25 protein-coding genes are annotated in these 26217 nt (G+C 62.4%); 16 read left to right on the top strand and 9 right to left on the bottom strand.

Annotated elements, in window-relative coordinates:
- Positions 1-157: 157 nt before the first annotated feature.
- Genes CRN80_RS26080 through CRN80_RS26060 form a run of 5 tightly spaced genes read left to right on the top strand, consistent with a single transcriptional unit; the run spans position 158 to position 4596 of the window.
- Complete coding sequence (locus tag CRN80_RS26080; RefSeq protein WP_098951905.1) at positions 158-1252, top strand: fatty acid desaturase family protein; 1095 nt, start codon at positions 158-160, stop codon at positions 1250-1252.
- Complete coding sequence (locus tag CRN80_RS26075) at positions 1249-1575, top strand: MocE family 2Fe-2S type ferredoxin (RefSeq protein ID WP_098951903.1); 327 nt, start codon at positions 1249-1251, stop codon at positions 1573-1575. The genes CRN80_RS26080 and CRN80_RS26075 overlap by 4 nt, the downstream gene beginning before the upstream one ends.
- Complete coding sequence (locus tag CRN80_RS26070; RefSeq protein ID WP_098951901.1) at positions 1572-2771, top strand: NAD(P)/FAD-dependent oxidoreductase; 1200 nt, start codon at positions 1572-1574, stop codon at positions 2769-2771. The genes CRN80_RS26075 and CRN80_RS26070 overlap by 4 nt, the downstream gene beginning before the upstream one ends.
- A gap of 2 nt (positions 2772-2773) precedes the next feature.
- Positions 2774-3592 carry a sugar phosphate isomerase/epimerase gene (locus CRN80_RS26065; protein WP_098951899.1) on the top strand — a complete coding sequence of 273 codons (819 nt, stop codon included), beginning with the start codon at positions 2774-2776 and terminating at the stop codon, positions 3590-3592.
- A 50-nt stretch (positions 3593-3642) separates the two neighbouring features.
- On the top strand, positions 3643-4596 hold the full coding sequence (locus tag CRN80_RS26060) for a Dyp-type peroxidase (protein ID WP_032892276.1): 954 nt from the start codon (positions 3643-3645) through the stop codon (positions 4594-4596).
- A gap of 106 nt (positions 4597-4702) precedes the next feature.
- Here CRN80_RS26060 and CRN80_RS26055 read toward each other — a convergent pair whose 3' ends face one another.
- The gene (locus CRN80_RS26055) at positions 4703-5575 is read right to left on the bottom strand and encodes an undecaprenyl-diphosphate phosphatase (protein WP_032892275.1); all 873 of its coding nucleotides are present in this window, start codon (positions 5573-5575) and stop codon (positions 4703-4705) included.
- A 48-nt stretch (positions 5576-5623) separates the two neighbouring features.
- Between CRN80_RS26055 and CRN80_RS26050 the strand changes: the two genes are divergently transcribed.
- Entirely contained in the window at positions 5624-6262 is a 639-nt protein-coding gene (locus CRN80_RS26050) for a GNAT family N-acetyltransferase (protein ID WP_098951898.1), read from the top strand.
- Between the two features lie 535 nt (positions 6263-6797).
- On the opposite strand, the gene CRN80_RS26040 is transcribed toward CRN80_RS26050, so the two are convergent.
- Complete coding sequence (locus CRN80_RS26040) at positions 6798-7736, bottom strand: GlxA family transcriptional regulator (RefSeq protein ID WP_056784267.1); 939 nt, start codon at positions 7734-7736, stop codon at positions 6798-6800.
- A gap of 173 nt (positions 7737-7909) precedes the next feature.
- Here CRN80_RS26040 and CRN80_RS26035 point away from each other — a divergent pair, with 173 nt between their 5' ends.
- The 3 genes from CRN80_RS26035 (at position 7910) to CRN80_RS26025 (ending at position 10419) form a co-directional block, all read left to right on the top strand.
- Positions 7910-8539, top strand: a complete 630-nt coding sequence (locus CRN80_RS26035; protein WP_098951894.1) for a TetR/AcrR family transcriptional regulator — start codon at positions 7910-7912, stop codon at positions 8537-8539.
- Positions 8536-9213, top strand: coding sequence for a type 1 glutamine amidotransferase domain-containing protein (locus CRN80_RS26030; protein WP_098951893.1), 678 nt, complete (start codon positions 8536-8538; stop codon positions 9211-9213). Before CRN80_RS26035 ends, CRN80_RS26030 begins: the two co-directional genes overlap by 4 nt.
- A 78-nt stretch (positions 9214-9291) precedes the next feature.
- Positions 9292-10419: an alkene reductase gene (locus tag CRN80_RS26025; RefSeq protein WP_098952696.1), complete on the top strand. Its 1128-nt coding sequence runs from the start codon at positions 9292-9294 to the stop codon at positions 10417-10419.
- Positions 10420-10543: 124 nt separating this feature from the next.
- Here the strand turns inward: CRN80_RS26025 and CRN80_RS26020 are convergent, their stop codons facing one another.
- Complete coding sequence (locus CRN80_RS26020) at positions 10544-11542, bottom strand: NAD(P)H-quinone oxidoreductase (RefSeq protein ID WP_098951891.1); 999 nt, start codon at positions 11540-11542, stop codon at positions 10544-10546.
- A 183-nt stretch (positions 11543-11725) separates the two neighbouring features.
- Between CRN80_RS26020 and CRN80_RS26015 the strand changes: the two genes are divergently transcribed.
- On the top strand, positions 11726-12112 hold the full coding sequence (locus CRN80_RS26015) for a DoxX family protein (RefSeq protein WP_056784285.1): 387 nt from the start codon (positions 11726-11728) through the stop codon (positions 12110-12112).
- Positions 12113-12259: 147 nt separating this feature from the next.
- Here the strand turns inward: CRN80_RS26015 and CRN80_RS26010 are convergent, their stop codons facing one another.
- The 4 genes from CRN80_RS26010 to CRN80_RS25985 form a co-directional block, all read right to left on the bottom strand.
- The gene (locus CRN80_RS26010; protein WP_098951889.1) at positions 12260-13078 is read right to left on the bottom strand and encodes an alpha/beta fold hydrolase; all 819 of its coding nucleotides are present in this window, start codon (positions 13076-13078) and stop codon (positions 12260-12262) included.
- A 93-nt stretch (positions 13079-13171) separates the two neighbouring features.
- On the bottom strand, positions 13172-14563 hold the full coding sequence (locus CRN80_RS26005) for an alginate export family protein (protein ID WP_098951887.1): 1392 nt from the start codon (positions 14561-14563) through the stop codon (positions 13172-13174).
- The gene (locus CRN80_RS26000) at positions 14560-15456 is read right to left on the bottom strand and encodes a VOC family protein (protein WP_098951886.1); all 897 of its coding nucleotides are present in this window, start codon (positions 15454-15456) and stop codon (positions 14560-14562) included. The genes CRN80_RS26005 and CRN80_RS26000 overlap by 4 nt, the downstream gene beginning before the upstream one ends.
- 754 nt (positions 15457-16210) lie before the next feature.
- Positions 16211-16783: a LuxR C-terminal-related transcriptional regulator gene (locus CRN80_RS25985; RefSeq protein WP_003190613.1), complete on the bottom strand. Its 573-nt coding sequence runs from the start codon at positions 16781-16783 to the stop codon at positions 16211-16213.
- A gap of 130 nt (positions 16784-16913) precedes the next feature.
- Between CRN80_RS25985 and CRN80_RS25980 the strand changes: the two genes are divergently transcribed.
- The 6 genes from CRN80_RS25980 (at position 16914) to CRN80_RS25955 (ending at position 23212) form a co-directional block, all read left to right on the top strand.
- A complete protein-coding gene (locus tag CRN80_RS25980; RefSeq protein ID WP_032892263.1) occupies positions 16914-18092 on the top strand; it encodes an acetyl-CoA acetyltransferase in 1179 nt (392 codons plus the stop codon).
- Between the two features lie 3 nt (positions 18093-18095).
- Complete coding sequence (locus CRN80_RS25975; protein WP_098951884.1) at positions 18096-19625, top strand: class I adenylate-forming enzyme family protein; 1530 nt, start codon at positions 18096-18098, stop codon at positions 19623-19625.
- Positions 19626-19658: 33 nt separating this feature from the next.
- Positions 19659-20978 carry an MFS transporter gene (locus CRN80_RS25970; protein WP_098951882.1) on the top strand — a complete coding sequence of 440 codons (1320 nt, stop codon included), beginning with the start codon at positions 19659-19661 and terminating at the stop codon, positions 20976-20978.
- 151 nt (positions 20979-21129) lie between these two features.
- The gene (locus CRN80_RS25965; protein ID WP_098951880.1) at positions 21130-21684 is read left to right on the top strand and encodes a histidine phosphatase family protein; all 555 of its coding nucleotides are present in this window, start codon (positions 21130-21132) and stop codon (positions 21682-21684) included.
- A 45-nt stretch (positions 21685-21729) separates the two neighbouring features.
- A complete protein-coding gene (gene cobF, locus CRN80_RS25960) occupies positions 21730-22485 on the top strand; it encodes a precorrin-6A synthase (deacetylating) (protein ID WP_098951879.1) in 756 nt (251 codons plus the stop codon).
- Positions 22486-22495: 10 nt separating this feature from the next.
- Entirely contained in the window at positions 22496-23212 is a 717-nt protein-coding gene (locus CRN80_RS25955) for an alpha/beta hydrolase (protein WP_098951877.1), read from the top strand.
- A gap of 554 nt (positions 23213-23766) precedes the next feature.
- Here CRN80_RS25955 and CRN80_RS25945 read toward each other — a convergent pair.
- Together CRN80_RS25945 and CRN80_RS25940 are read right to left on the bottom strand one after the other, a co-directional pair.
- On the bottom strand, positions 23767-24321 hold the full coding sequence (locus tag CRN80_RS25945; protein ID WP_098951875.1) for a hypothetical protein: 555 nt from the start codon (positions 24319-24321) through the stop codon (positions 23767-23769).
- A 72-nt stretch (positions 24322-24393) separates the two neighbouring features.
- Positions 24394-26205: a monovalent cation:proton antiporter-2 (CPA2) family protein gene (locus CRN80_RS25940; RefSeq protein ID WP_032897482.1), complete on the bottom strand. Its 1812-nt coding sequence runs from the start codon at positions 26203-26205 to the stop codon at positions 24394-24396.
- Between the last annotated feature and the right edge of the window lie 12 nt (positions 26206-26217).

The raw sequence follows: 26217 nt of genomic DNA, 5'->3' as shown, positions 1-26217 counted from the left end.
GGCCCCTTGAGCGTCTTGATAGAAAACTATCAAGCCCCGCTGGGCCTGGATGATAGCTTGATAGGGAATGGATTCAAGGCCTTGAGGGTGATTTAGCCGCGCTCTATGGTTGGTTTCGCAAAGCCCCTGAAACCCACGCTTGCGGAGAACAAGAACAATGCCTGGACACACCGCTCACCGCGCTCGGCGCGACTACAGCCTCACCGGCCCCGAAGCGGCCCGCGCCGCCGACAAGGGCCTGGTCTCGGCCCGTTGGTACCAGTCGCCCATCCCGCGCAATCGCATGAAAGCCCTGATGCAACGCCGCGACGCTCCGGCGTTGCTCGACACCGCCCTGTGGTTCTCGGCGTTGTTGGCCACCGGTGTCGGCGGCTACTGGTTCTGGGGCAGTTGGGCCTGCGTGCCATTCTTCATCGCCTACGGTGTGCTCTACGGCACGGCCTCCAACCCGCGCTGGCACGAAACCGGCCACGGCACGGCGTTCAAGACCCGCTGGATGAACGATGCGCTGTACCAGGTGGCGAGCTTCATGTGCCTCTTCGAACCCCACGTGTGGCGCTGGAGCCATGCCCGCCATCACACCGACACCATCGTCGTCGGCCGCGACCCGGAGATCGTCGAACCGCGCCCGCCCAGCTTATGGATGATGGCGCTCAGCCTGTTCAACCTGCCCCTGGCCTGGAAGACTTTCAGCGGCGTGGCCCGCCATGCGCTCGGGCGGATGAGTGCCCAGGAGCGCGACTTCATCCCCGAATCCGAATGGCCCAAGGTGTACCGAGATGCGCGTATCTGGGTCGGTCTTTACGCTGTGATCATTGGCACTGCGCTGTACCTGCACAGCTGGTTGCCGCTGATGCTGGTGGGCCTGCCCAGCCTCTATGGCGCGTGGCTCGGCTACCTGTTTGGCCTCAGCCAGCACGTGGGCCTGGCCGAAGATGTGCTCGACCACCGCAGCAATTGCCGCACCATCTACATGAACCGCGTGCTGCGCTTTATCTACATGAACATGAACTACCACCTCGAACACCACATGTACCCGATGGTGCCGTACCACGCGCTCAGCCAACTGCACGAAGAGATCCGCAGCGACTGCCCGCCGCCGTATGCCAACCTGTGGCAGGCCTACCAGGAAATCATTCCGACGATCTGGCGCCAGCGCAGCGACCCCAGCTACTTCGTCCAACGCCCCACCCGTGGCGAGCAAGCTCGCTCGCCACAGAGTGAAAGCCAGTCATTGGAGATAAATGCATGAACGATCAATGGATCGACGTCTGCGCCGTGGGCGAAATAGAAGCAGAAGACGTGCTGCGCTTCGACCACGGCGCGCAGACCTACGCGGTATTCCGTTCTGCCGATAACCAATTCTTCGCCACCGCCGGCCTGTGCACCCACGAGAAAATCCACCTGGCCGACGGCCTGGTGATGGACCATGTGATCGAGTGCCCCAAGCACAACGGGCGCTTTGATTACCGCTCTGGCAAGGCCTTGGGCGCGCCGGTGTGCGTTAATCTGAAGACCTACCCGGTGCGGGTAGATGCGGGGCGGGTGCAGCTCGCCGTCACGGCCGAAGGATGAACGCGCCCCTGATCATCGTCGGCGCCGGCCATGCTGGTGGCCGTGCGGCACTGACTTTGCGTGAAGAAGGCTACAGCGGCCGCCTGATCCTGATCGGCGATGAAGCGCACTTGCCCTACGAGCGGCCACCGCTGTCCAAGGGCTTGCTGCAAGGCTCGACCGACCTGGCGCAATGCAGCCTGTGCGACAGCCAGCAGTTGGCGACACTCGGGGTGGAGCATATCGCTGCCAACCCGGTCAGCCGCCTGGAGCCCCAGCACCACCGGCTGCAACTGGCCGACGGCCAGTGGTTGAGCTATGCCGGCCTGCTGCTGGCCACCGGAGGCCGGGCGCGGCGTTTGCCCCAGGCGCAGGCGAATGTCTTTTACCTGCGCACCCACGATGAAGCCTTGGCCCTGCGCGATAGGCTGCGCCCTGGCGCTCGGCTGGTAGTGGTTGGCGGTGGTTTTATCGGCTTGGAGGTGGCGGCGACCGCGCGGGGCCTGGGCTGCGAGGTGACGCTGCTGGAAGCCGGGCCACGGCTGGCAGGGCGGGTGCTGCCGCCGGTGATCAGTGACGCGCTGCTGGCATTGCACCGTGAGCAGGGTGTGGACGTGCGTTTGAACGTGGCCTTGGAGTGCATCCACGCCGACGCCGTGCAACTGGTCGACGGGCAGCAGCTGCCCTGCGACCTGGTGGTGGTCGGCATTGGCATGCAACCCAACATCGAGTTGGCCACGGCGGCGGGCTTGGACGTCGGGCAGGGCATTCGCGTCGACGCGCACCTGCGCACCAGTGCGGCGGATATCTACGCGGCGGGGGATGTGTGCGAGTTTCGCCTGGCGGGCCTTTATCAACGGCAAGAAACCTGGCGCAACGCCGAAGCCCAGGGCCGTCTCGCGGCGTTGAACCTGCTGGGACGGGCGTTGGCGTTCGAGACGATCCCGGGTTTCTGGTCCGATCAATACGCGTGGGGCTTGCACACCGTCGGGGTGATGACTGCACTGATAGTTCGCCGGTCATTGCCCGACGGCGGCCTGCTGCTGTTCTACCTTGACGACCATCACCGTTTGCAAGGCGCCTGCGGTTGGGCCATAGGTAACCGCGCAGCCAAGGACATCAAGCTGTGCGAGCGCTTGATCACTGCCCGCATCCCGCTCGACCCGGCCAGCCTGGCCGACCCTGAATTATCCCTGAAGCTGTTATTGCGAGGCTGACCATGCGCCAGTTCTTAGTATTCCAATCGATGTGGGCCATGCAAACCGAGCCTGGCAGCCTCGAAGCGCAACTGGACCGCATCGCCGCCGCCGGTTTTGACGGCATCACCGACCATTACTGGGCGCCGGCATCGGTGCAGCGCCTGCACGCGGCGGCCACGGCCAGGGGTTTGCAGATCGAAGGGCAACTGTTCCCGCAATCGGTGGATGATCTGGCCAGGGCATTGGAGGTGATCAGTCGTTACGGCTGTCACCACCTCACCTTGCAAGCCGACGTGCGCCCGCGTACCCAGGCCGAGGCGGCCAGGCTGATCGACGGCTGGCAACGCCTGGCCGAACAGGTGGACTTCCAGATTTTGCTGGAAACCCATCGCTATCGGCTCACTAACGACCTGCTGTTCACCCTCGACCTGCTGGCACAGATGCCCGATCTGAAACTGCTCGCTGACCTGTCCCACTACGTGGTTGGCCGCGAGTTGCCCGAGCCCGGCAGTGTGGAAGACGACGAACAGATACGCACCATCCTGCGTCACAGTTGGGGCTTTCATGGCCGCATCGCCAGCAGCGAACAGGTACAGGTGAGCCTGGAGTTTCCCCAGCATCAGCCGTGGGTCGAGCGCTTTACCGGTTGGTGGCGCTACGGGATCGAAGACTGGCTGGCCCGCGCCGAGACACCCCAGAGCCTGTCCTTCACCTGCGAACTGGGCCCGCCACCCTATGCGATCACCGACGCGGATGGCCGCGAGCTCACCGATCGCTGGGCCGAGGCTTTGAAGCTCAAAGCGCTGATTCGCCAGGTGTGGGCCAGTTGTCAGGGATGATCTGCTAACCTGCCGGGGTTCAAACCGACCTTAGCCAGTGGATCGCCTTCATGAAAACCTGCCCCGTCCGCCCCCCGCTCGAACCGCAATCGGTGTGCCATCCGATCACCAGCAGCGCGATCTTCATGGTCGCCACCCTGGCGCCCGATGCGGTTGAAAACGTGCGGGCCTGGTGCGCCGACATCGCAGGCCTGGTGCGCTCGGTAGGCAAGCGCGTGCCCTCGGGCAACCTGACCTGCGTTTGCGGGTTTGGCTCGGACGCCTGGGACCGCCTGTTCGGCGCGCCGCGCCCGGCGGCCTTGCATCCGTTTCGCGAGTTCGGCGTGGAAGGGCGCATGGCGGTGTCGACCCCAGGCGACATCCTGCTGCATATCCGTGCCGAGCAGATGGACCTGTGTTTCGAGCTGGCGACCCAGCTGATGACGGCCCTGGGTGATAGCGTGAAAGTGGTGGATGAGGTCCAGGGCTTTCGGTACTTCGATATGCGCAGCATCATCGGTTTCGTCGACGGCACCGAGAACCCGGTGGGGCGCAAGGCCGAGGCTTTTACCCTGGTGGGCGATGAAGACCCAGAGTTCGAAGGCGGCAGCTATGTGCTGGTGCAGAAATACCTGCACAACATGACCGCGTGGAATGGCTTGACGGTGGAGGCTCAAGAGAAGGTGATCGGGCGCACCAAATTGTCGGACATCGAACTGGATGAAGACGCCAAGCCGAGCAACTCCCACAGCGCGCTGACCGTTATCACCGACGAGAGCGGTGAGGAAGTGAAGATCCTGCGCGACAACATGCCCTTTGGCCGCCCAGGCGCGGGCGAATTCGGCACTTATTTCATCGGCTACGCACGCTCGCCTCAGCCCCTGGAACAGATGCTGGAAAACATGTTCGTCGGCCGCCCGGTCGGCAATTACGACCGCTTGCTCGACTTCAGCACGGCCGTGACCGGCGGCCTGTTCTTCGTGCCCTCGGCCGACTTGCTCGAAGCGCTGGCCGACCGCCAATAACCTGTAGGAGCGAGCTTGCTCGCGAAAAACGTCAACGATAACGCGGTCTTTCTGGATGAGCGCGGCGCCTGGGCGTTTTTCGCGAGCGAGCTCGCTCCTACAAGCGTCAGGTAAGCAGGCCGGTGCTGACGGCCACGATCAAAAACACTCCCAGCAGCGCGCGGTAGATCACGAACGGCCAGGTGGAGAAACGCTCCAGGAACTTCATCAGGCCCCAGATGGCAAAGAATGCCGAGACGCTGGCCACCACCAACCCGAACATCAAGTGCGGCCAGGCGTGGGCGGGCAGGTCGGCGCGCAGCAGCACCCACAACTCTTTCAAACCGGCCAGGGCGATGGCCGGCAGGCCCAACAGGAAGGAAAACCGCGCCGCTTCTTCGCGTTTGAAATTCAGGAACAGCGCCGCGGTCAACGTGGAGCCCGAACGCGATACGCCGGGAATCAACGCGCCAATCTGTGCAACCCCCACGATCAGCGCATCTCGCAAACGCATCTGGCTTACGTCGCGGGTATGGCGGGCGCGCACTTCAGCCAGGGCCAGCAATACCGCCATCACCAGGCAGGAAATGCCGATCACCATCAGCCCGCGCAAGGGTGAGTTGCAGGCATTCAAGGTCGACGACAACGCCAGCCCCGCAATGCCAATCGGTACGGTTGCCAGCACAATCGCCACGGCGAGCTTGAACCAGCGGTCATTGTAGTCGCCTCGACGCACCGCACTGATGCTGCCCGTGGTCACCTGGCGCACATCGCGCCAGAAATAACTGACCACCGCCGCCAACGCCGCCAATTGCATGGCCGCAGAAAACGCCGAGCCGGGATCTTGCCAGCCGAGCAGGGCGGGCACCACGCGCATATGGGCGGTGGACGACACCGGCAGCAATTCAGTAATGCCCTGGATCACGCCCAGGATGAATATCTGCAGGTAATCCAGGGAGGCAAAGCCCACATCCAGGCCGGCGGTACAGACGTTGGTCAAAATACGTGTCCTTGAGCAATAGGGAGAAACCGGCGAAGTTTATTCTAAATGTTTCAGGATTTCGGCCAGGGCAACCGCTATTTGCAATCGGTTCAGCCAATAGAAAGGATTCGCCAGGCCATTGGCGTGGGCAGCACTTTTGTGAACAATGGCGCCCTGCGTTTTTCCACCGAGAGCCCCATGCCTGAAACCACCGTCGAATTGATCCAGACCGGCCCCGAAGAAGCCGAACTGATCCGCAATCTTTACCAGTACTACGCCTATGAGTCTTCGGACTGGGAACAGGAAGATGTCGAGGCCGATGGGCGTTTCTACATCCACGACGAACACCTGGCCCGCTACTGGAGCGACCCGCAATGGAGCGCCAACCTGTTGCTGGTAGACGGCTACATCGCCGGTTTCCTGTTGATCGAAGGCAGCGAACTACCGGGCATCGACGCCCTGGAACTGGCCGACCTGTTCATCCTCAAGCGCTACCGCCGCAAAGGTATCGGCCGCGCCATCGCCAGCCAGGTGCTGTGCAGCGGCGAGCGCAATTGGCTGGTGCGTTTCTATGATCAGGACGAAGTGTCCCAGGCATTCTGGCGCACCGTGCTGGACAACCTGCCGCGCCCGGTGCAGAGCATTGAACTGGACGATGAGCCACAGTTGGTGAACTACCTGATTACCCGGGCATCGTTGCATTGACGGGGGGGGCTTTCTCCCGATGAGCATAGATATCCTACGGTAACCACGATGCGAAGCGAGCCGCTCTTGATCTGCTTTTGATCTTGATCTTAAGCGCCCCGTTAAACCACGCTGGCCGGAATTCGACAGGGATTTGGGGGGTAAACCGGCAGGGATGCCGGTTTAGCCGCCCCGCGCCATGGATGGCGCGTGGCGGCGCCCCCCCAAATCACTGGCGGATTACGGGCACACCGAGCCTAGGCGAGGTGCCGAGTGGTGGGGCAAGAGCGTTTTGCTTACTTTTGCGCTTTTCAAAAGTGAGCCGCCGTCAGGGCGGAACCCTAGGTGGCCGTTACCGCAGCAATGGATATGTACCCAATCCAACTGCGTCGCCTGCCAGGCCGCCTTCGCGAGCAAGCCCGCTCCCACATTTGGATTGCGGGGTGTCAGGTAGATAGGCGTCGCCTGTCAGGCCGCCATCGCAGGCAAGCCAGCTCCCACAGTTGGATCATGGCACTTCAGGTAGATAGGCACCGGCTGTCAGGCCGTCACGGGCCTAGCCCGGGTTGAACAGCACCTGCTGCATCGCCTGAGGCGGCTGCCCGAACGCCCTGAGAAACGCCTGGCGCATGCGTTCGCGATCACCAAACCCGGTTTCGCGCGCCACCACCTCCACCGGGTGCCGGCTGATTTCCATCATCGCCCGCGCAGCTTCCACCCGCAGAGCTTCGATAGCTTTGGCCGGGGTCTGCCCGGTTTCTTCGCGAAACACCCGGCTGAACTGGCGCGGGCTTAACCGGGCAACGTCGGCCAGGGCCTCCACGGATAAATCCTGAGTGAGATTCTCGCGAGCGTAAGCCAGGGCCAGCTGCACGCGGTCGGACTTGGGGTCCAGTTCCAGCAAGGCCGACAATTGCGACTGCTCGCTGCCACGGCGCTGGGCAATCACCAGCTTGCGCGCAATACGCCGGGCCAGGTCGCTGCCCAGGTCGTCCTCCACCATCGCCAGCGCCAGGTCGACCCCGGCGCTCATGCCCGCACCGGTCCACACCTGGCCGTCGACAATGAACAACTTGTCTTCTTCCAGGCGGATATCCGGGTAACGCTTGCGAAATGCCGGCGCATGGATCCAGTGGGTGGTGGTGCGCTTGCCAGCCAGCAGCCCAGCCTCGGCCAGCACAAAAATGCCCATGCATAACGACGCCACCCGGCGCGACTGCGCGGACGCCGCTTTGACCATCTCCAGCAGGTTGGCCTCCGGCAGGCGAAACTCCAGGTAGCCACTGACAATCAACGTGTCATAGCCCTCTGGCCGCAGCGCACTGGTGTTCACCGAAAAGCCCTGGGAGGTCATCACCGCGCCGCCGCTTTCCGACACCAGGTGAAACTCATAGGCCGGCTCGCCGCGCAGCAGGTTGGCGCACTCGAACACCGAGCCCAGGCTGAGGCTCAACGACTGGAAATTCGGGTAAACCATCAGCGCAACGCTGTGCATTGCATCTCTCCAAGGGGCGGGGGAGAGGCGATTGTCGGCGTGTGCCGGGCAAACGGCAACCGGCTTTCGTGCATGTCCGAAATCCTTGCGGATATGACATTGTGAGCCAATGCCGCGCTGCCTAACATGAGCCCAACGCACTAGACGACTGGTCTAATCGCAGAGGGGCAAGCATGAGCAACGCAAGCAGCAGTGCGCGGCAAGCGATTCTTGAACGGGCGCAATCCATTGTCGGCGCCAAGGGGTTTTCGGCGGTGGGCTTGAACGAAATCCTGCAAGCCGCGCAAGTGCCCAAGGGCTCGTTTTATCACTACTTCAACTCCAAAGATGCCTTTGGCGTGGTGTTACTCGATACCTATTTCGACCACTACGTCGAGGGCATGCAGCAGTTGTTCGATCAGCCGGGCTCCACCCACCACGCCAAGCTGATGCGCTATTGGCAAGGCTGGATCGACAATCACACCGGCTGCACCGACACCGGCAAATGCCTGGCCGTGAAGCTTGGGGCGGAAGTCTCCGACCTTTCAGAGCCCATGCGGCTGGCGCTGCAGCGCGGCACTTCGCGCACCATCGACTTGCTTGCCGTGGCCTTGCAACGCGGCGTCGAAGACGGCTCGCTCGGGTTCGAGCAGGCCCCCGAAAGCCTGGCCAGGCGCTTGTATGCGCTATGGTTGGGAACCAGCGTCATGGGCAAGATCACCCGTACCACCGCGCCGTTCGCTGAGGCGCTGCTGCTGACTCAACAGCTGTTGGGCGGCCCTGAAAACCCTGTTATTCACACCGATCGAGGCACTGGAAAATGAAAGTATTAATGGTACTGACCTCTCACGACCAGCTTGGCGATACCGGGCGCAAGACCGGCTTCTGGCTCGAAGAATTCGCCGCACCTTATTACGCGTTCAAGGACGCTGGTGCCGAGGTGGTGTTGGCTTCCCCGGCCGGCGGCCAGCCGCCGCTGGACCCTAAAAGCGATGAACCGGATGCGCAAACCGAGCAGACCGAACGCTTCGCCAAAGACCCGGCCGCGCAGCAAGCCTTGGCGACCACCGTGAAGCTGGACTCGGTCAACGCCGCCGACTTCGACACGGTGTTCTACCCAGGCGGCCACGGCCCGCTGTGGGATCTGGCGGAGTCGCCGGTGTCCATCGCGCTGATCGAAGCCTTCGAGCGGGCCGGCAAGCCCATCGGCTTTGTGTGCCATGCACCGGGTGCCTTGCGTCACGTCAAGGCGGTCAACGGTGAGCCGTTGATCAAAGGCCGCCGCGTCACCGGGTTCTCCAACTCGGAAGAGGCCGCCGTGCAGTTGACTGAGGTCGTGCCGTTCCTGATTGAAGACGAATTCAAAAAATTGGGCGGCCGGTATGAGAAGGGCGCTGACTGGCAATCCTTCGTCCTCGTCGATGGCTTGCTGGTGACTGGGCAAAACCCAGGCAGCTCCAGCGAAGTGGCCAAGGCCCTGCTGACACTCTGCGCTTAAGTTAATCAACCGATCTACACGGTGGCGACTCCCTGGAGTCGCCACGGTTTTCGTTCGTCCTGAATGTGGAATATCGCCGTGCCTGACTGCATCCTGAACACCCCGATCAAGCTGGGGCATCACCGCTTGAACAACCGTGTCGTACTGCCGCCGCTGACCCGCCAGCGCAGCGCCCAGCCGGGTAATATCGCCACCGACCTGATGGCCGAGTATTACCGTCAGCGGGCCAGTGCCGGGTTCATGGTCAGCGAGGGTACGCAGATCGAACCCCGTGGCCAGGGCTACGCGTGGACGCCGGGCATCCATACACCGGCGCAAGTCCAGGGTTGGCGCAAAGTCACCGCAGCGGTGCATGCCGAGGGCGGTGTGATCTTCGCCCAGTTATGGCACGTGGGGCGGGTGTCCCATAACGCTCTGCAACCTGACGGTGGTGCGCCGGTGGGGCCGTCTGCGCTGGCGGCGGTGCAAGCCAAGGCCTTCATTGAAACCGGGCCGGGTGTGGGTGAACTGGTAGAGCCACCGGTACCCCGTGCCTTGACCACGCTGGAAATCGAAGAACTGGTAGGGCACTACGCCCAGGCTGCACGCAATGCCCTGGACGCCGGGTTCGACGGTGTGGAAATTCACGCGGCCAACGGCTACCTGGTCAACCAGTTCATCTCGGCCCATTCCAACACTCGTGAAGATGAGTACGGCGGTTCGCTGGACAATCGCCTGCGCTTGCTGCGCGAGATCGTCGAAGCCGTGTGCAAGGTGGTGGGGCCGGAGCGCCTGGGCGTGCGCTTTTCGCCGCTGTTCAGTGGCACCGACCAGGACCGGGTCTACATCGGCCTGGTGGAAGAGGACCCGCACACGACCTATATCGAAGCGATCAAGGTGCTGGAGGCGTCGGGCATCGCCTATGTATCCATTGCCGAGGCCGATTGGGATAACGCGCCCGACCTGCCCGAGACTTTCCGCCAGGCCGTACGCCGCACCTTCAGCGGCAGGATCATCTATGCCGGCCGCTATACCGCCGAGCGCGGTGCACGCTTGGTAGAGGCCGGGTTGGCGGACCTGATTGCCTTTGGGCGGCCCTTCATCGCCAACCCGGACTTGCCCCAGCGGCTGTTCAATGGCTGGCCATTGAATGCGTTGAAGGCCGAAGGTTTGTATGGCGGCACTCAGGCGGGGTATGTGGATTATCCGGTGTATGCCCAACACTAATGTGGGAGCGGGCTTGCTCGCGAAGGCGTCGGCTCAGCAAACACTTATGTTGACTGACCCACCGCTTTCGCGAGCAAGCCCGCTCCCACAGGGATCTGCAACCCCTCTCCACATCAAAAATGCCTCACTCCACCCGCAACACAATCTTGCCGATATGGTCCCCACCTTCCATCCGCGCATGGGCCTGGGCGGCGTCGGTGTAGGCGAAGACCTGGTCGATCATCGGCAGGCAACGCCCGGCACTGAGTACCGGCCACACGTGTTCGCGCAGTTGCTCGGCAATCTCGGCTTTTTCTTCGCGGGTGCGGGCGCGCAGCAGTGAGCCGGTGATCACCGCGCGTTTGCCGAGGATGGTCAGCAGGTCGACGTCGTTGGCCTTGGCGCCACCGAGGAAACCGAGGATCACCAGGTGGCCGTCCATGCCCAGGGCCTTGAGGTTATTGTTCAGGTACGAGGCACCCATGATGTCGAGGATCACGTTGACGCCTTTGCCATCGGTCTGTTTGGCGATGACCTCGGCAAAGTCCTGTTCGCGGTAGTTGATCGGCTCGGCGCCGAGCTTGGCAATCGCTGCGCATTTGTCAGCACTGCCGGCCGTGGCGAACGCCTGGATGCCGAACTCCTGGCAGAGCATCAACGCGGTGGTGCCGATACCGCTGGTGCCGCCGTGGATCAAGACGCGCTGGCCTTTATGGGCACCGCCGAGGCCGAACAGGTTGGCCCACACCGTAAAGAAGGTTTCCGGCACGGCAGCGGCCTGAATCCAGTCCATGCCCGCCGGGATCGGCAGCGCCTGGCTGGCCGGCACCGCGCAATACTGCGCATAGCCGCCACCATTGGTCAGGGCGCAAACCTTGTCGCCCACGCTGTATTCGTTCACGCCAGTGCCCAGCGCCACCACTTCACCGGCCACTTCCAACCCCGGAATCGGGCTCATGCCGGGCTTCATCGGGTATTTGCCCGCGCGTTGCAAGGCGTCTGGGCGGTTGACCCCGGCGGCGTGTACGCGAATCAGAATCTCGCCCGGCCCGGCCACCGGTACGTCGGCGCTGCGTGGCTGCAAGACCTCGGGCCCGCCAGGGGTGGTGATTTCGATCAGGGTCATTTCTTGGGGGAGCGTCATGGAAAAGTTCCTGTGGCGATGAGCGTATGGGTTGGGACCGTAGCGCGGGGTCGGCAGTTCAGCAAGATCATGCCGGGTTCTTTAGGCAATGCAAACGCAGGATTTCAGCACAAGCCTGCAAGTGCAGAGCCGCGGCGTTGGACACACTGGCTGCCGGTCATTTTCGACGCAAATAGGTGGCATATGAACCAAGCAAGAAATCAGGATATCGGGCTGTTGTTTCTGCGGGTCAGCGGGGCATTGTTCTTGCTGTGGGTGCATGGGTTGCCCAAGTTGCTGCACTACAGCGAACAACTGAAGCTGATCGAAGACCCGTTTCACCTGGGCGCGTCTATCACCTTGCTGCTGGCGATTTTCGCCGAGGTGCTGTGTCCATTGCTGATCATCGCGGGCGTGCTGGTGCGCCTGGCGTGTCTGCCGATCCTGGCGGTGCTGGTGATTGCGTTGCTGGTGGTGCACCCGGAGTGGACGCTGTTCGAAGGGCAGTTCGGTTGGCTGCTGCTGATCATCTTCACCAGCGTGCTGATCGCAGGGCCGGGGCGGCTGGTGTTGAGCCAGCGCTTTGCCTGAAAAAAGGCCGGGTGAACCCGGCCTTTTGCCTTCTGTAGGAGCGAGCTTGCTCGCGAAAAACTCACAGGCGCCGCGTGCATACAGAATGCCCGCGTTATCGTTGAGGTTCTTCGCGAGCAAGCTCGCTCCTACAAGTGCATCGAGGTATCAGCGGTTCAGGAACGCCAACAGGTCTTCGTTGAGCTGTTGAGCGTGGGTCACGGCAAACCCGTGCGGCGCATCCTTGTACACCTTCAATTGCGCGCCCTCGATCATCTGCGCCGCGACTTTGCCGGTGGTGTCGAACGGCACGATCTGGTCGCCGTCGCCATGGATCACCAGGGTCGGCACGTCGATCTTGGCCATGTCCGGGCGGAAGTCGGTTTGCGAGAACGCGGTGACGCAATCCACGGTGGATTTGAGCGACGCGAGCATGGCGATCTGCAGGGTTTGGCTGAGCACACCCTCCGAGACGTGCTGGCCTTTATTCAGACCGAAGAACGGCGTGTTGAAGTCGCTGATGAATTGCGCACGATCCTTCAACAGACCGGCCTTGATACCATCGAACACCTCGCCAGGCACGCCTTGGGAATAATCGGCTTGCTGGCCGAAGATCGGCGTGACCGCGCCCAGCAACACCAGGCCGGCGACACGGGCACTGCCGTGGCGGGCGATGTAGCGCGCCACGTCACCGCCACCCATGGAGAAGCCCACCAGGGTCACGTCCTGCAGATCCAGGTGTTCGATCAACTGGGCGATATCGTCAGCGAAGGTGTCGTAGTCGTTACCGGTCCATGGTTGGTCCGAGCGGCCAAAGCCACGACGGTCGAACGCGATGGTGCGAAAGCCACGGCTGCTCAGGTATTCCATCTGGTATTCCCACATGTCCGCATCCAGCGGCCAGCCGTGGCTGAACAGCACGGGCTTACCGCTGCCCCAGTCCTTGAAGTAGATCTGGGTACCGTCTTTGGCAATGAATGTGCTCATCTGAAACTCCTTGCAGGGCTGAAAAAGGGCGGTGAAAAAACCGCCTCACTATTGCCGTAAACCTGGGCCCAGGCTTGTATGGGTGTGCTTGTCTCACCAACTGAACTTGAGCTCCATGCCCAGGTAGTTGCTGTCGTGCCCACCGGCATCACGCAGGGTCTGGCCGACCGCGTAGTGCACCGCCTCGACCGCACCGCTGAGGTTGGGGGTAAAGGCGTAGTCAGTGCGCAGTTGCCCATAGGCGCCGGTCCAGCGCTCACCTTGGCCCGCGGTGCCAGCCACGGCCAGGTTGGGCTGGGTGTAGACGGCGTCTGCGGTGGTCTGCCGCCACAGCAGGCCGACAGCGGTTTGCACGCTGAGCTTGGCAATGGGCTTGACGGTGATCGACGGCTTGACGTGGATCAGGTTGCTGTAGCCGGTATAACCCGCCAGGGAAAAGTAATAGCCATTGGGGAACAGCGGATTGAAGGTGCCGACCCGGCCGTCACCGGCCTTGCGGTCACCGGAGGCGATATCCAGTTGCAGGCCGATACGCGGCTTCCACGCCAGCGTGTCAAAGGTGTAGCCGGTGCGGCTGCCACCGGCCCAGGCGCGAATCGTCTTGCTGCCCACCGAGCCGCGTTGCAGCATGGCTTCGACGTCCCAGTCGAACCCCTGGGCTGCGCCGCCGAGGCGGGCGTCCAGCAACTGGCGGGTTTCGTCGCCGTCGGCGTCCAGGTAATGGGCGGCGCTGCGCTCGTACACGCCGTAATAGGCCGACAGCTCATTGGTGCCGCCCACCAGCCGCTCGACCCGCAGCATGTGGAAGCGCGCATCGCTGTTGGACTTGTCGTCGAAATGCCGACCATCCTGGTACTGCACCGGTTGGCTGGCGATCCCGATAAAGCGCCATTGCGGCGTTTCCCAGTCCGCCCACAACGCATCGAAGGACTGCCGCACATTCGGGCCGTCCCGTGACGAGATGAAACGCTGCAAGTCGAAAGCGAAATCCTGGCGGCCAGCCCGTGCCTTGAAGGTGCCGGCGTTGAAGGTCTTCACGTATTCGGCAAAGGCCAGGCGCAGGTCGACGCGGTTCTGGTCGGCACCGCCAATCGTGGTCTTGTCATAGGCCCGCACATCTTCCAACTGGGTGAACAGCCGCCAGTGTTCGTTCAGGTGCAAGTCGGCGTGCACCTGAAAACGCTGGATCAGGTAGCGGTCACGCGGTACATCGCGCACGCCGAACCCGCTGGCGTCGTTCATCTCGAAGCGTTCACGCAAGGTGGCGCCCAACGACAGGTAGGTAAACGGGTTGGCCGCGGACAACGGGATGTACTTGAGGTTGTCCAGCGGTTGCGTGCGCAAGGCCGGATCCTTGAGCACGGACCAGTCTTCCTGCCAGCGGTTGGCCTTGATCGCCGGGCGTACCGGCTGGTCGTCGGCCTGCACGCTGCCAGCAAGCAACGGCCACAGCACAGCCAGGCTCCAGCCTGCGTGACGCATCATTTTGCCGCGCTGAGTTGGTGGATTTCTGCGACATAACCGCCTGGGAACTCCACCAAGGCACTGCGCCGACCTTTGCTGTCGAACGCCGGCACCAGCACTTTTGCGCCAGACCCGGTGGCCTTGCCCAGGGTGGCGGCCAGGTCGTTGACCTGATAACCGGTGGTGTCGTGGCCGAACGGGTAGGGCAGTTGGCCGTTGGTGACCAGCACCGCCATGCGCCCGAACGGCGATTCAATCTCGACGCGGCGGTAGTGGCCGCCGGCTTGGCCGACATCAACCCCTGGGGCGTGCTTGTCGTCGCTCAACACCTTGCCGTGGGAGAACCCCAGGAACGCCTTGATAAACCGCTCGGCGCTGTCGTTGGACACATACACACGGTTTTCCGGCACGGTCTCGAAGGCGGCGTAATCCGGGGTCTTGGTGTGCCAGTAGAGCTGCATGTTCACACCGCCCGGCCATTGCACCACGGCGTCACGGCCGATGGGGTCGGGGAAATCGCTGACGATCACGTCGGCGCCATTTTCCCGTGCGGCCTTGAGGGCCACGTCCATGTCCTTGACCAGATAGCCGTTGCGTTCCTGGCCGAAGGGGTGAGGCACGGGGGTGGTAAAGCCGAACAACGACACGGTGCCCGCCGGGGTCTGCAGCAGTTGCGAGGTGGTGCTGCTCGGCACTGGCAGCACGTTGACCACGACCTGGGGCGTGCTTTTGCCGCCGAAGGTGGCGAGGAAACTCTGGGCAAAACGGTCCACATCGGCCGGTGCCACATACACATGGCTGGTGTCGTACTGCGGCGCCACGGCCACGCTTGGGGTGGCGGCGAACGCGCTGTTCATCATCGAACTTGCCAGCAGCGTCAATGCCAGCGATACCTTGGTTGTTGTGTTGCCCATGCCCGTTCTCCAGCGCTTATGAGGGTTTGAAAGCGGTGAGGTTAGGGGGGCAGGGCGGTGGGGAATTGTATGGACGTGCTCGGTTGAACGTTTCAGCTACGCTGCCCAGGCAGCCTGCGCCGATCTACCTGACACCCCCGAGATCAACCTGTGGGAGCTGGCTTGCCTGCGATGACGGCCTGGCAGTCAACACAGCTGGATTGTGTACATATCCATTGCTGCGGTAACGGCCACTTAGGGTTCCGCCCTGACGGCGGCTCACTTTTGAACAGCGCAAAAGTAAGCAAAACGCTCTTGCCCCACCACTTGGCACCTCGCTTAGGCTCGGTGTGCCCTCACTCCGGCTTGAATCCGTGGGCCGCCGTCATGGGCCATCCTTGGCCCAGGACGGCTAACCCGGCGTCCTGCCGGGTTACCCACGAATTCAAGCCTGCGTTCGGCCAGCGTGGTTTAACGGGGCGCCTAAGATCAAAAGCAGATCAAGAGCGGCTCGCTTCGCATCGTGGTTACCGTGGAGTGTGCAACGTGCAAGTTGTGCATCTACTGCACTAACGTTTTCGCAGGAAAGCCATAATGCCAGTCAGTTAAGCTTTTTTGTAGGGGCGAGCTTGCTCGCGAAAAACTTACAGGCGCCGCGTTCATTCAGCAAACACGCGTTATTGTTGACGTTTTTCGCGAGCAAGCTCGCTCCTACAGAAATTGGGGATGCCCGCACATTTGGATCGCGGGGCATCAGCTAAACAGCCGTTATCTGTTACGCCACCATAATGATCTTCGACACCAATTCCACCACCGTCTTGGCCTGCAGTTTCTTCATCAGCCGCGCCCGGTGCACTTCCACGGTGCGGTGGGAGATTGCCAGGCGCAGGGCGATTTCCTTGGATTTGAAGCCGTTGACGATGTGCATGGCGATTTCCCGCTCACGGGGCGTGAGGTCGCCGGTGCCCTGGTGCATGCGGTCCAGGCGTTCGAAGTGCCAGATCATCAGTTTGAACGGGTCTTTGGGGGTGAGGGTGTAGCCGTGGGACTTGGCCCAGAACACTTCGCCGTTGTGGTGCTGCATGAAGCGTTCATCGGAATAAAAGCCGTTGTCGCTGTCGAGCAGCCAGTCATGGCTGCGCTTGCCGATGGCGTGGTAGTCGGCCTGGGACGGGTAGATCAGCAGGGTCAGCTGGTTGACCAGCGCGTCGCGGGTATAGCCGAACAGCTTCAGGAAAGCGTCGTTGCAGTCGAGTATCACGCGGTCGCTGGTGACGATTTGCGGGGCAGGGGACAGCTTGAACGCCAGGCGTTCGAGGTCGGGGAATTGCTGGGCTAGCGCGGTCATGGGGCATCCTGCCTCGTTGTTCAATGCCCTGGGGCGCTACTTACCCGTGTAAGTAGTTACACGAATTGGCGCACGATCAGGGGTGGGTCATTGTAAGTAAAGTCCGAATCAAGAACAGAAGAAATTGATTATGCCTGCTGATTGCGTCTCCATTGTTGCCGCTGGTCACTCCCGTTTTGGTCGCCTGGAAGGCACGACGCTCGAAGACCTGATCGTCCAGGTTACCCAGGAAGCCTTGAGCGACGCTGAGATTGACGCGTCGCAAATCGATGCGTTGTTCCTCGGCCATTTCAACTCGGGGCTGGTGCCCGACGGGTTTGCCGCCTCATTGCTATTGCAAGCCGACCCCGGGCTGCGCTTCAAACCCGCCACCCGCTGTGAAAACGCCTGTGCGTCCGGCTCAGCGGCGATTCAGGCGGGGGTCAATGCGATTCTCTCCGGCAGCGCCGAGCTGGTATTGGTGGTGGGCGCCGAGAAGATGACCCACACCAGCACCGCCGCAGTCACCCAAGCCTTGGCCGGGGCCGGCTACCAGAACGACCCAGCCGAAGCCGGCCTGAGTTTCCCGCAGTTGTTCGGCCGCGCTGCGCGCCAATACGCCGAGCGTTACCACTGCCCGCTGGGCTCGATGGCGGCCATCGCCACCAAAAACCACTCCAACGCCATGGCCAACCCGCTGGCGCAGATGCATCGGGAGATGAATTTCGAGCACTGCAACAACGTGTCCCAAAGCAATCCGTTCGTGGCCGACTCCTTGCGCCTGACCGATTGCTCGCTGATCAGCGACGGCGCCGCTGCGATCATCCTCGCTTCGCCCAAACGTGCGCGGGCGTTTCGTCGTGAGGTGCAAATCCGCGCGATGACCCAGGTCAACGACACCTTGCCCATCGCCCAGCGCGACATCCTGGCCTTTGAAGGCCCGCAACGCGCGATCCACGCAGCGCTGCGCGGGGCGAATGTGACCCTGGCTGATCTGAGTTTCGCCGAGGTGCACGACTGCTTCACCATTGCCGAGTTGCTGATCTACGAAGCCATGGGCCTGGCGCCCAAGGGCGAAGGGCATCGCGTGCTCGACAGCGGCGTGGTGCGCGCCGGCGGGCGCTTGCCGGTCAACCTTTCCGGCGGGCTCAAGGCCAAGGGGCACCCCGTCGGCGCCACGGGGGTGTCCATGCATGCCCTGGCGTTCCGGCAATTGACCGGCGAGCCGATTGGCCTGGCGGTGCCCAACCCGGAGTTCGGCCTGGTGTTCAACATGGGCGGCATGGCGGTGGCCAACTACGCCTCGGTCCTGCAGGCACGCCGGAGCTGAGCCATGAACATTGCCAACTGGTTGCACGACACCCAGCGCCGGGCCCCGCAACGCCCGGCTTTGTTCGACGGCAGCGTGCTAGTGGCCGACTACGCCACCTTCGCCGCCCACGTGCGCCAACGCGCCGCGCAGCTGGTGGAGCAGCATGGCCTGGTGCCGGGGGATGCGGTGGCGCTGCTGATGAAAAACAGCTGCGACTACCTGGAACTGCTCTACGCCATCTGGTGGATGGGCGGGGTGGCAGTGCCGATCAACGCCAAGCTGCACCCCAGCGAAGCGGCGTGGATTGCCGATAACGCCGAGGCGCGGTTGATCTTTACCGACGGCGGCCAGGTGTTTTCTTCGCGGGATCTGCCCGCGCGTTGCACGGAACTGGACGGCCACCCGCTGCCGCCCAGTCATGGTTGGCCGACCCTGGAACAGCCGGTGCCCCGTCAGGATCACGACCTCGCCTGGCTGTTCTACACCTCCGGTACCACCGGGCGCTCCAAGGGTGTGATGCTGTCCCACGGCAACCTGATCGCCATGTCGCTGTGCTACGCCACCGATGTCGACGCGGTGAGTGCCGACGATGCGGCGCTGTATGCCGCGCCCATGTCCCACGGCGCCGGCCTGTACAACTTCATCCATGTGCGCTGCGGCGCCCGCCATGTGGTGCCGGCCTCCCATGGCTTTGATGCCGCCGAGCTGTTCGGGCTGGCCGAGCAGATGGGCGATGTGTCGCTGTTTGCCGCGCCGACCATGGTCAAGCGCATGGTGGAGCAGGCGCGGCGCCAGGATTATCACGGCGCCGGCATCAAGACCATCGTTTACGGCGGCGGCCCCATGTACCTGGCCGACCTGCGCGAAGCGGTCGACACCTTCGGCCCGCGCCTGGTGCAGATCTACGGCCAGGGCGAGAGCCCAATGACCATCAGCGTCTTGCCCCGCGCCTTGATCGCCGAGCGCCAGCGTCCCGACTGGGCCACTTTGGCCGCGTCGGTGGGCCACGCGCAAGCCTGTGTGGAAATCCGCATTCTCGATGCCGAACGCCAGCCACTGCCCACCGGCCAGCGTGGCGAAATCGCGGTGCGTGGTGCCACGGTGATGCAGGGCTACTGGCGCAACCCCCAGGCCACGCGCCAGACGCTGGTGGACGGTTGGTTGCTGACTGGTGACATCGGCTACCTCGACCCGGCCGGCTACCTGACGCTCACGGACCGCTCCAAGGACGTGATCATCAGTGGCGGCAGCAACGTGTACCCCCGTGAAGTCGAGGAAGTGCTGGCCCAGCATCCCGAGGTGTTCGAAGTGTGCGTGGTGGGCGAGCCGGACGCGCAATGGGGTGAGTCGGTGGTGGCCTTCGTGGTGACCCGCAGCGGCCAGCCCCTGGACGAAGGCGAACTCACCGCGTGGTTCCTGGCGCGCATGGCCTCGTTCAAAAAGCCGAAAAAATATGTGTGGCGCAGCGACTTGCCCAAGAACAGCTACGGCAAGATTCTCAAGACCGACTTGCGGCATTGGCTGCAAACCGCGAGTATCGCCGCGCTTTAACATGGATCGATAATCAGACAAGGAGTCCCCACGATGGGCAATCCCGCACAAGACACCGTCCGCAAGCGCCGCCGTGCGTTTCTCGGTGCCACCTCCGGCCATTTGATCGAGTGGTACGACTACGGCGTGTATGGCTTTCTCGCGGTCTATATCGGCCAGGCGTTCTTCGTCTCCGATGACCCCACCACCAGCCTGTTGGCCAGCTTTGCCGCGTTTGCGCTGAGCTTCTTTATCCGCCCCTTGGGTGGGCTGTTCTTCGGCCCGCTGGCAGACAAGATCGGCCGGCGCAAAACCCTGATCATGGCGCTGGTGATGATGACCGGCTCCACGGTGATGCTGGGCCTGTTGCCGACCTACGCCAGCCTGGGCATCGCCGCACCGATCCTGTTGATTCTGGTGCGCTGCGTGCAGGGCTTCTCGGCGGGCGGTGAAATCGGCACCGTCACCAGCTTCATCTCCGAATACGCCGGCCCCGGTCGCCGCGGTTTTGCCACTTGCTGGCTGATGGTCACCGCCGTGCTCGGCCTGCTGCTCGGTGGCGCCGTGGCCAATGGCATGACCTGGGTGCTGGGCGCCGAGGTCATGCAAGAATGGGCCTGGCGCATACCGTTCCTGATCGCCGCGCCCCTGGGCTTTATCTCCATGTACATCCGCCTCAAGCTCGAAGACAGCCCCGAGTTCCTCGCCCTGCAACGCGCCGGGCAAACCTCCCGCGCGCCGCTGCGCGAGGTCTGGCAGTGGAAGCGTGCAATTGCCCTGGTGTTCTTTATCATCACCTTGCACAGCTCGATCTTCTACCTGGTGCTGACCTTCGCCTCCACCTACATGGCCAAGATCCTCAAGTTCGACAGCGGCACCACCTTGCTGTACGTGTTCGTCGCCAGCTTCTCGGCGGCTTTTGTGATGCCGTTTGGCGGGGCCTTTACCGATAAATACGGGCGCAAGCCGTTCCTGATGGTGATCGGCACATTGGCGACCCTGGCGATGTTCTGGCTGTTCAAATCCGCCCCGACCGCCACCCCGGCGACCTTCTTCGCGCCGTTGATGGCGGTGGCGATTTTGTTCGGGCTGTATGCGTCGTCGACCTATGCGCTGATGAGTGAACTGCTGCCCACGCGCATTCGTTCCACCGGGATTGCGGTGGCCTATAACGTGCCGGTGGCGGTGTTTGGCGGCAGTGCGCCGTTGATTTCCACCTGGTTGATCAAGGTGACGGGAGACATTACCTCGCCGTGGTATTTCTACGTGGCGACCGGGGTGGTGTCGTTGCTGGCGTTGGTGGTGTTGCGCAAGGAAGATTTTGTCGCCAGCGCTCACTCGACAGCCGTGCCTGCCAATACTGCGTTGGCCTGATTCACGAACACCCTGTGGAACGGAACTTGCCCCAACTCCCTGTAGGAGCGAGCTTGCTCGCGAAAAACTCAAAGGCGCCGCGTTTACTCAGGCAACACGCGTTATCGTTGACGTTCTTCGCGAGCAAGCTCGCTCCTACAAGAGAATCGCCATGCCGGCCACCCGCTTGACCCTGATCTGCCACGCCCTCACGCCCCTGCAAAAGCAAGGGCGATTTCCGGATGACGAGTCCGTCACGATGGACTGGCAGGGCGCGGCCTTGTCCCTGGCTGGCCGCTACAAACAACCGGCACGGCTAGTGTGCGGCCCTGAAGTGAGAGCCCGTCAAACCGCGGGCTTGTTCGGCGATAACGCCCAGGTCGACCCCGCCTTATGCGACCTTGATGTGGGTGCATGGAAAGGCCAGCGCATCGGCCAACTCGACAGCGAAACCTTGAACACCTGGGCCACCGACAGCACCAGCGCAGCCCACGGCGGCGAGTCGGTGGATCAGTTGTGCAGGCGGGTTGGCCAATGGCTCAAATCCCTCGAAACCCACCCCGGCCATGTCATCGCCGTGACCCACCCGTTCGTCATCCGTGCGGCGATGCTGTACGTCATGCAGTTGCCGATCTCGATGTTCTACCGGATCGACGTCGAACCCCTCTCGGCCACCGAGCTACGCTTCAACGGTGTATGGCGCCTGCGCCTGGAAACTTCCGCCTGATTCCCGGAACATGGCAAAATCGACGCCCCGTACTGAGAGCACCCCATGAAACGCATCCTGATCATCGGCATTGGCGCCGGCAACCCTGACTACATCACGATGCAGGCCGTGAAGGCGCTGAACCGTACCGACGTGTTCTTCCTGATGGACAAGGGCCAGAGCAAGGACAAGCTGATCGACCTGCGCCGGGAAATCTGCGACACCTACATCACCGAGCCTGGCTACCGTTTTGTCGAGGCCGACTGCCCGGAGCGGGTGCGCGGTGAAGTCGACTACACCACCGCCGTGCAAGACCTCAACCGCGACAAGCAGCAGACCTTCGAGCGCATGATCAACGAAGAAATGGCCGACGGCGAAGTGGGGGCGTTTTTGGCCTGGGGCGATCCGGCGCTGTACGACAGCACCATTCGCATCTTGCAGGCGATTCTTGCCAGTGGCCGTTGTGTCTTCGAATTTGAAGTGATCCCCGGCATCACCAGTGTGCAGGCCCTGGCGGCGCAGCATAAGGTGCCGCTCAACCGTATCGGCAAGTCGATCGAAATCACTACTGGGCGCCGGTTGGCGGCAGGTCAGGCGAGTGATGCCGATACCCTGGTGGTGATGCTCGACGCCGAAGACTCCTACCGCAGCGTGGCGGATCAGGACCTGGATATTTACTGGGGCGCTTACCTGGGCACGCCGGACGAGATCCTGATCAGCGGTAAAGTGGCGCAGGTGGCAGAAGAGATCGAACGGGTGCGCAAGGCGGCGCGCCTGGAAAACGGCTGGATCATGGACACCTATTTGTTGCGTAAACCCTGAGGTAAACCCGATGCTCAAACAGCTTGCCTTCGCCCTGGCCCTGGTGGCCAGCGCCGCTCATGCCGATAGCGGCTTGCACACAGACTTGCCGTTGTCCTACCTGGAACAGACCCAGGGCGATGCGCGCAACCAGCCACTGGTGATCTTCCTGCATGGTTTTGGCAGCAACGAGCAAGACCTGTTTGATATCAAAGACGCGTTGCCGTCCACCTGGACTTATCTTTCGGTGCGTGCGCCGCTGCCGGTGGAACCGCAGGGTTATCGCTGGTTTACCAAGACCGATGAGCCTGAGTACAACGGCGAGACCGACGAACTGTTCAGCAGCGCCCGGCTGATCAAGGACTTTGTGCTCAAGGCCACCGCCAAGTACCACACCCAAAGTGATCGGGTGTTCTTGGTGGGGTTCAGCCAGGGCGCGATCATGTCTTACGAGGTGGCCTTGCGTGAACCCGAGTTGGTACGCGGTATCGCTGCGCTCAGTGGCAGCGTGCTACCGGTGCTCAGGTCTGCGCTGAAACCGGATGCGGCGATGGGCAAGCTGGCGATCTTTATTGGCCATGGCACTTTGGATCAGGCGTTGCCCTTTAGCTCGGCCACGCAGGCGAACGAGGTGCTGGCGGGGTTGGGGCTCAAGCCGGAGTTTCATGAGTACCCGGGGATGAATCACACCATCAGCGCGGCGGAAATCCAGGACTTGAAAGCCTGGCTAGAGAAAAGCCTGAAGTGAAATGCGGTTAAAAATGTGGGAGCTGGCTTGCCTGCGATGGCGGCCTCCCAGCCTACGGCTATCTACCTGACACCCCGCGATCAAACTGTGGGAGCGGGCTTGCTCGCGAAGGCGGCCTGGCAGCTAACACAGTTGGATCGGGTATATATCCGTTATTTAGGTAACGGCTACTTAGGGTTCCGCTCTGACAGCGGGTCACTTTTGGAAGGACCCAAAAGTAACCAAAAGGTCCTCGCCCCACCACTTGGCACCTCGCCTAGGCTCGGTGTGCCCGTAATCCGCCAGAGATTTGGGGGGCCGCCGCCACGCGCCATCCATGGCGCGGGGCGGCTAAACCGGCATCCCTGCCGGTTTACCCCCCAAATCCCTGTCGAATTCCGGCCAGCGTGGTTTGACGGGGCGCCTGAGATCAAAAGCAGATCAAGATCAAGAGCGGCTCGCTTCGCATCGTGGTTACCGGTGGCTGCGGCGAACTGCACAGTTGTGTAGATACCTATGGCCATCGCGGGCAAGCCCGCTCCCACATGGGTTTTGTGTTGGCGGGAAGAGGGGGGTTACTTGCCGCCTGTAATCTGCTTCACCAACTGTGCATGCCCCTTCACATCATCCGCCCGCGAAATCGCCTGAATCACCAGCAGATGGTTGCCTGAACCACCCAGGAATGTGGAGTTCAAGGTCTTGCCACCACCTTGGGTAGCGCTGCTGTCCACTTGGCGCAGGCCCAAACCCTTGTAGGTGAGTTTCTTCTCGCCCAGTTTCTTGAAGTCGGGCAGGGCAGCGCTCTGGTCCTTGACGAAATCGGCCACGGCGCCGTCGAGGAACTGCGGGTCGTTATCCTGGATCTTTGCCCCATCGTTGCGCACGGTTTCGGCGACGATCACCACACTTTTCGTCGTTGAGTTGGCGTACAAGGTGCCTTGGGTGTCAGCGGTGCCGTCTTGCGCGGTGCCGGAGGGCAGGGTGTCGGCGCTGTAGGCCTTGGGCAGTTTGAAGGTGAACTTGCCACCCAAGGTGGAGATGGTCTGGGTGGTGGGCTTGACAGCAGCGAATACGCTGCCGGCGGTGAGCGCGAGGGCCAGCAGCATTGCGGTCTTGGTGAACGTGGCCATGAAGCACTCCGGGGATGAACGAAATTGCGGCGTATTCTGTCAGAAAATTCGCAATCTCGTTCATCGGCCCCGTCACACTTTGTCGGAAGATTCTTCCTCAAGCCTGTCCATTTCAAACAGGCGCGCCAGTTCCGCACGGGCTTCCTGGGCGGTTTGCATGACCTTGGCCGCGTCGTCGTATACCGCGTGTTGGGCGGCGAGTACCTGCTGGTCGTGGGTCTTGAAGCGGTTGATGCGCGCATCGGCCTGGGCCTGGCTCAAACCGAGGCCGACCAAGGTACGGCGGCTCATTTCCAGGCTGGAGTAGAAGGTTTCGCGTACCGGTGAAGCGTCCAGGTCCACCAGGCGGTGTACGTGCTGGCGGTTACGTGCACGGGCGATGATCTTCATGTGCGGGTAGAGGTTGCGCACCAACTCGGCGGTCTTGATGTTGATCTCCGGGTCGTCCATAGCGATGACGAAGAATTCCGCCTGATCGACTTTGGCCGCGTGGAGGATTTCCGGGCGTTGGGGGTCGCCGTAGAACACCGGCATGCCGCCGAAACTGCGGGTCAGCTCGATGGTTTCCACCGAGGTATCGAGGGCGATGAACGAGATGTTCTGGGCGCGCAGGATACGCGCCACGATCTGGCCCATCCGGCCCATGCCGGCGATGACCACGCGGGGCGCATCGCTTTCGATGGCGCGGTATTCCTCGGGTACTTCCACCGGCTTGACCTTGGGCTTGAACAGCTTCGGGCACACCAGCAACAGCAGCGGGGTCACGGCCATGGACAGGGTGATAGTCAGCACCAGCACGTCGTACAGCTGCGGTTCGAACAGGCCCTGGTCGCGGCCGATCTTGAACACCACGAAGGCAAATTCACCCCCCGCCGCCAGCACCACGCCCAGGCGTAAAGCGCTTTCGCGATTGAGGTCGCCCACCATCCGCCCAACGGCGTACAGCAGTGGCAGCTTCAAGCCGATCAGCAGCAGGGTCAGGCCGATCACCACCAGCGGCGTGCTGAGCAGCAAACTGAGGTTGGCGCCCATGCCCACGCTGATGAAAAACAGGCCCAGCAGCAAGCCTTTGAACGGCTCGATCTGGGATTCCAGTTCGTGGCGGTATTCCGAGTCTGCCAGCAGCAGGCCGGCGAGGAACGCGCCCAGCGCCATGGACACGCCCACCAATTCCATCAGCCAGGCGGTGCCGATCACCACCAGCAGCGCGGTGGCGGTGGACACTTCGCGCAGGCCGGTCTTGGCCACGATGCGAAACACCGGGCGCAACAGGTAGCGCCCGCCGATGATCACCACGGCGATGCTGCCCAGGATCTGCAACACGTGTTGCACGCCCTGAGCCTCGGTGGTCGGGTGATCGCTGCCGGCCAGCAACGGCACCATGGCGATCAGCGGGATGGCGGCAATGTCCTGGAACAGCAGGATGGCAAAGGCCAGGCGCCCGTGGGGTTGGTTGAGCTCCTTGCGTTCGGCCAGGCTTTGCAGGCCAAACGCCGTGGAGGACAACGCCAGGCCCAGGCCCAGCACGATGGCGCTGTTCCACGACTGGCCAAACAGCCACAGCGCGACCGCACCCATCACCACGCCGGTGAGCAGGACCTGGGCCAGGCCGACGCCGAACACTGCCTTGCGCATCACCCATAAGCGTTTGGGTGACAGCTCCAGGCCGATGATGAACAGCAACAGCACCACGCCCAGTTCAGAAAACTGCGCCACGCTTTGCGGGTTGCCGATCAGGCCAAGCACCGACGGGCCGATGATCACACCGGCGAACAGATAGCCCAGCACCGCACCCAATTGCAGGCGCTTGGCCAGGGGCACGGTCAGCACGGCGGCGAACAGGAACACCACGGCTGCTTGTAACAGGTTGCCTTCATGGGGCATCACGAACTCCAG

The sequence above is a fragment of the Pseudomonas sp. FDAARGOS_380 genome (assembly GCF_002591235.1).
GTDB classification, from domain to species: domain Bacteria; phylum Pseudomonadota; class Gammaproteobacteria; order Pseudomonadales; family Pseudomonadaceae; genus Aquipseudomonas; species Aquipseudomonas salmasensis.
Note: the sequence above shows the minus strand (reverse complement) of the source record. Positions and strands in the feature narration are given on the sequence as shown.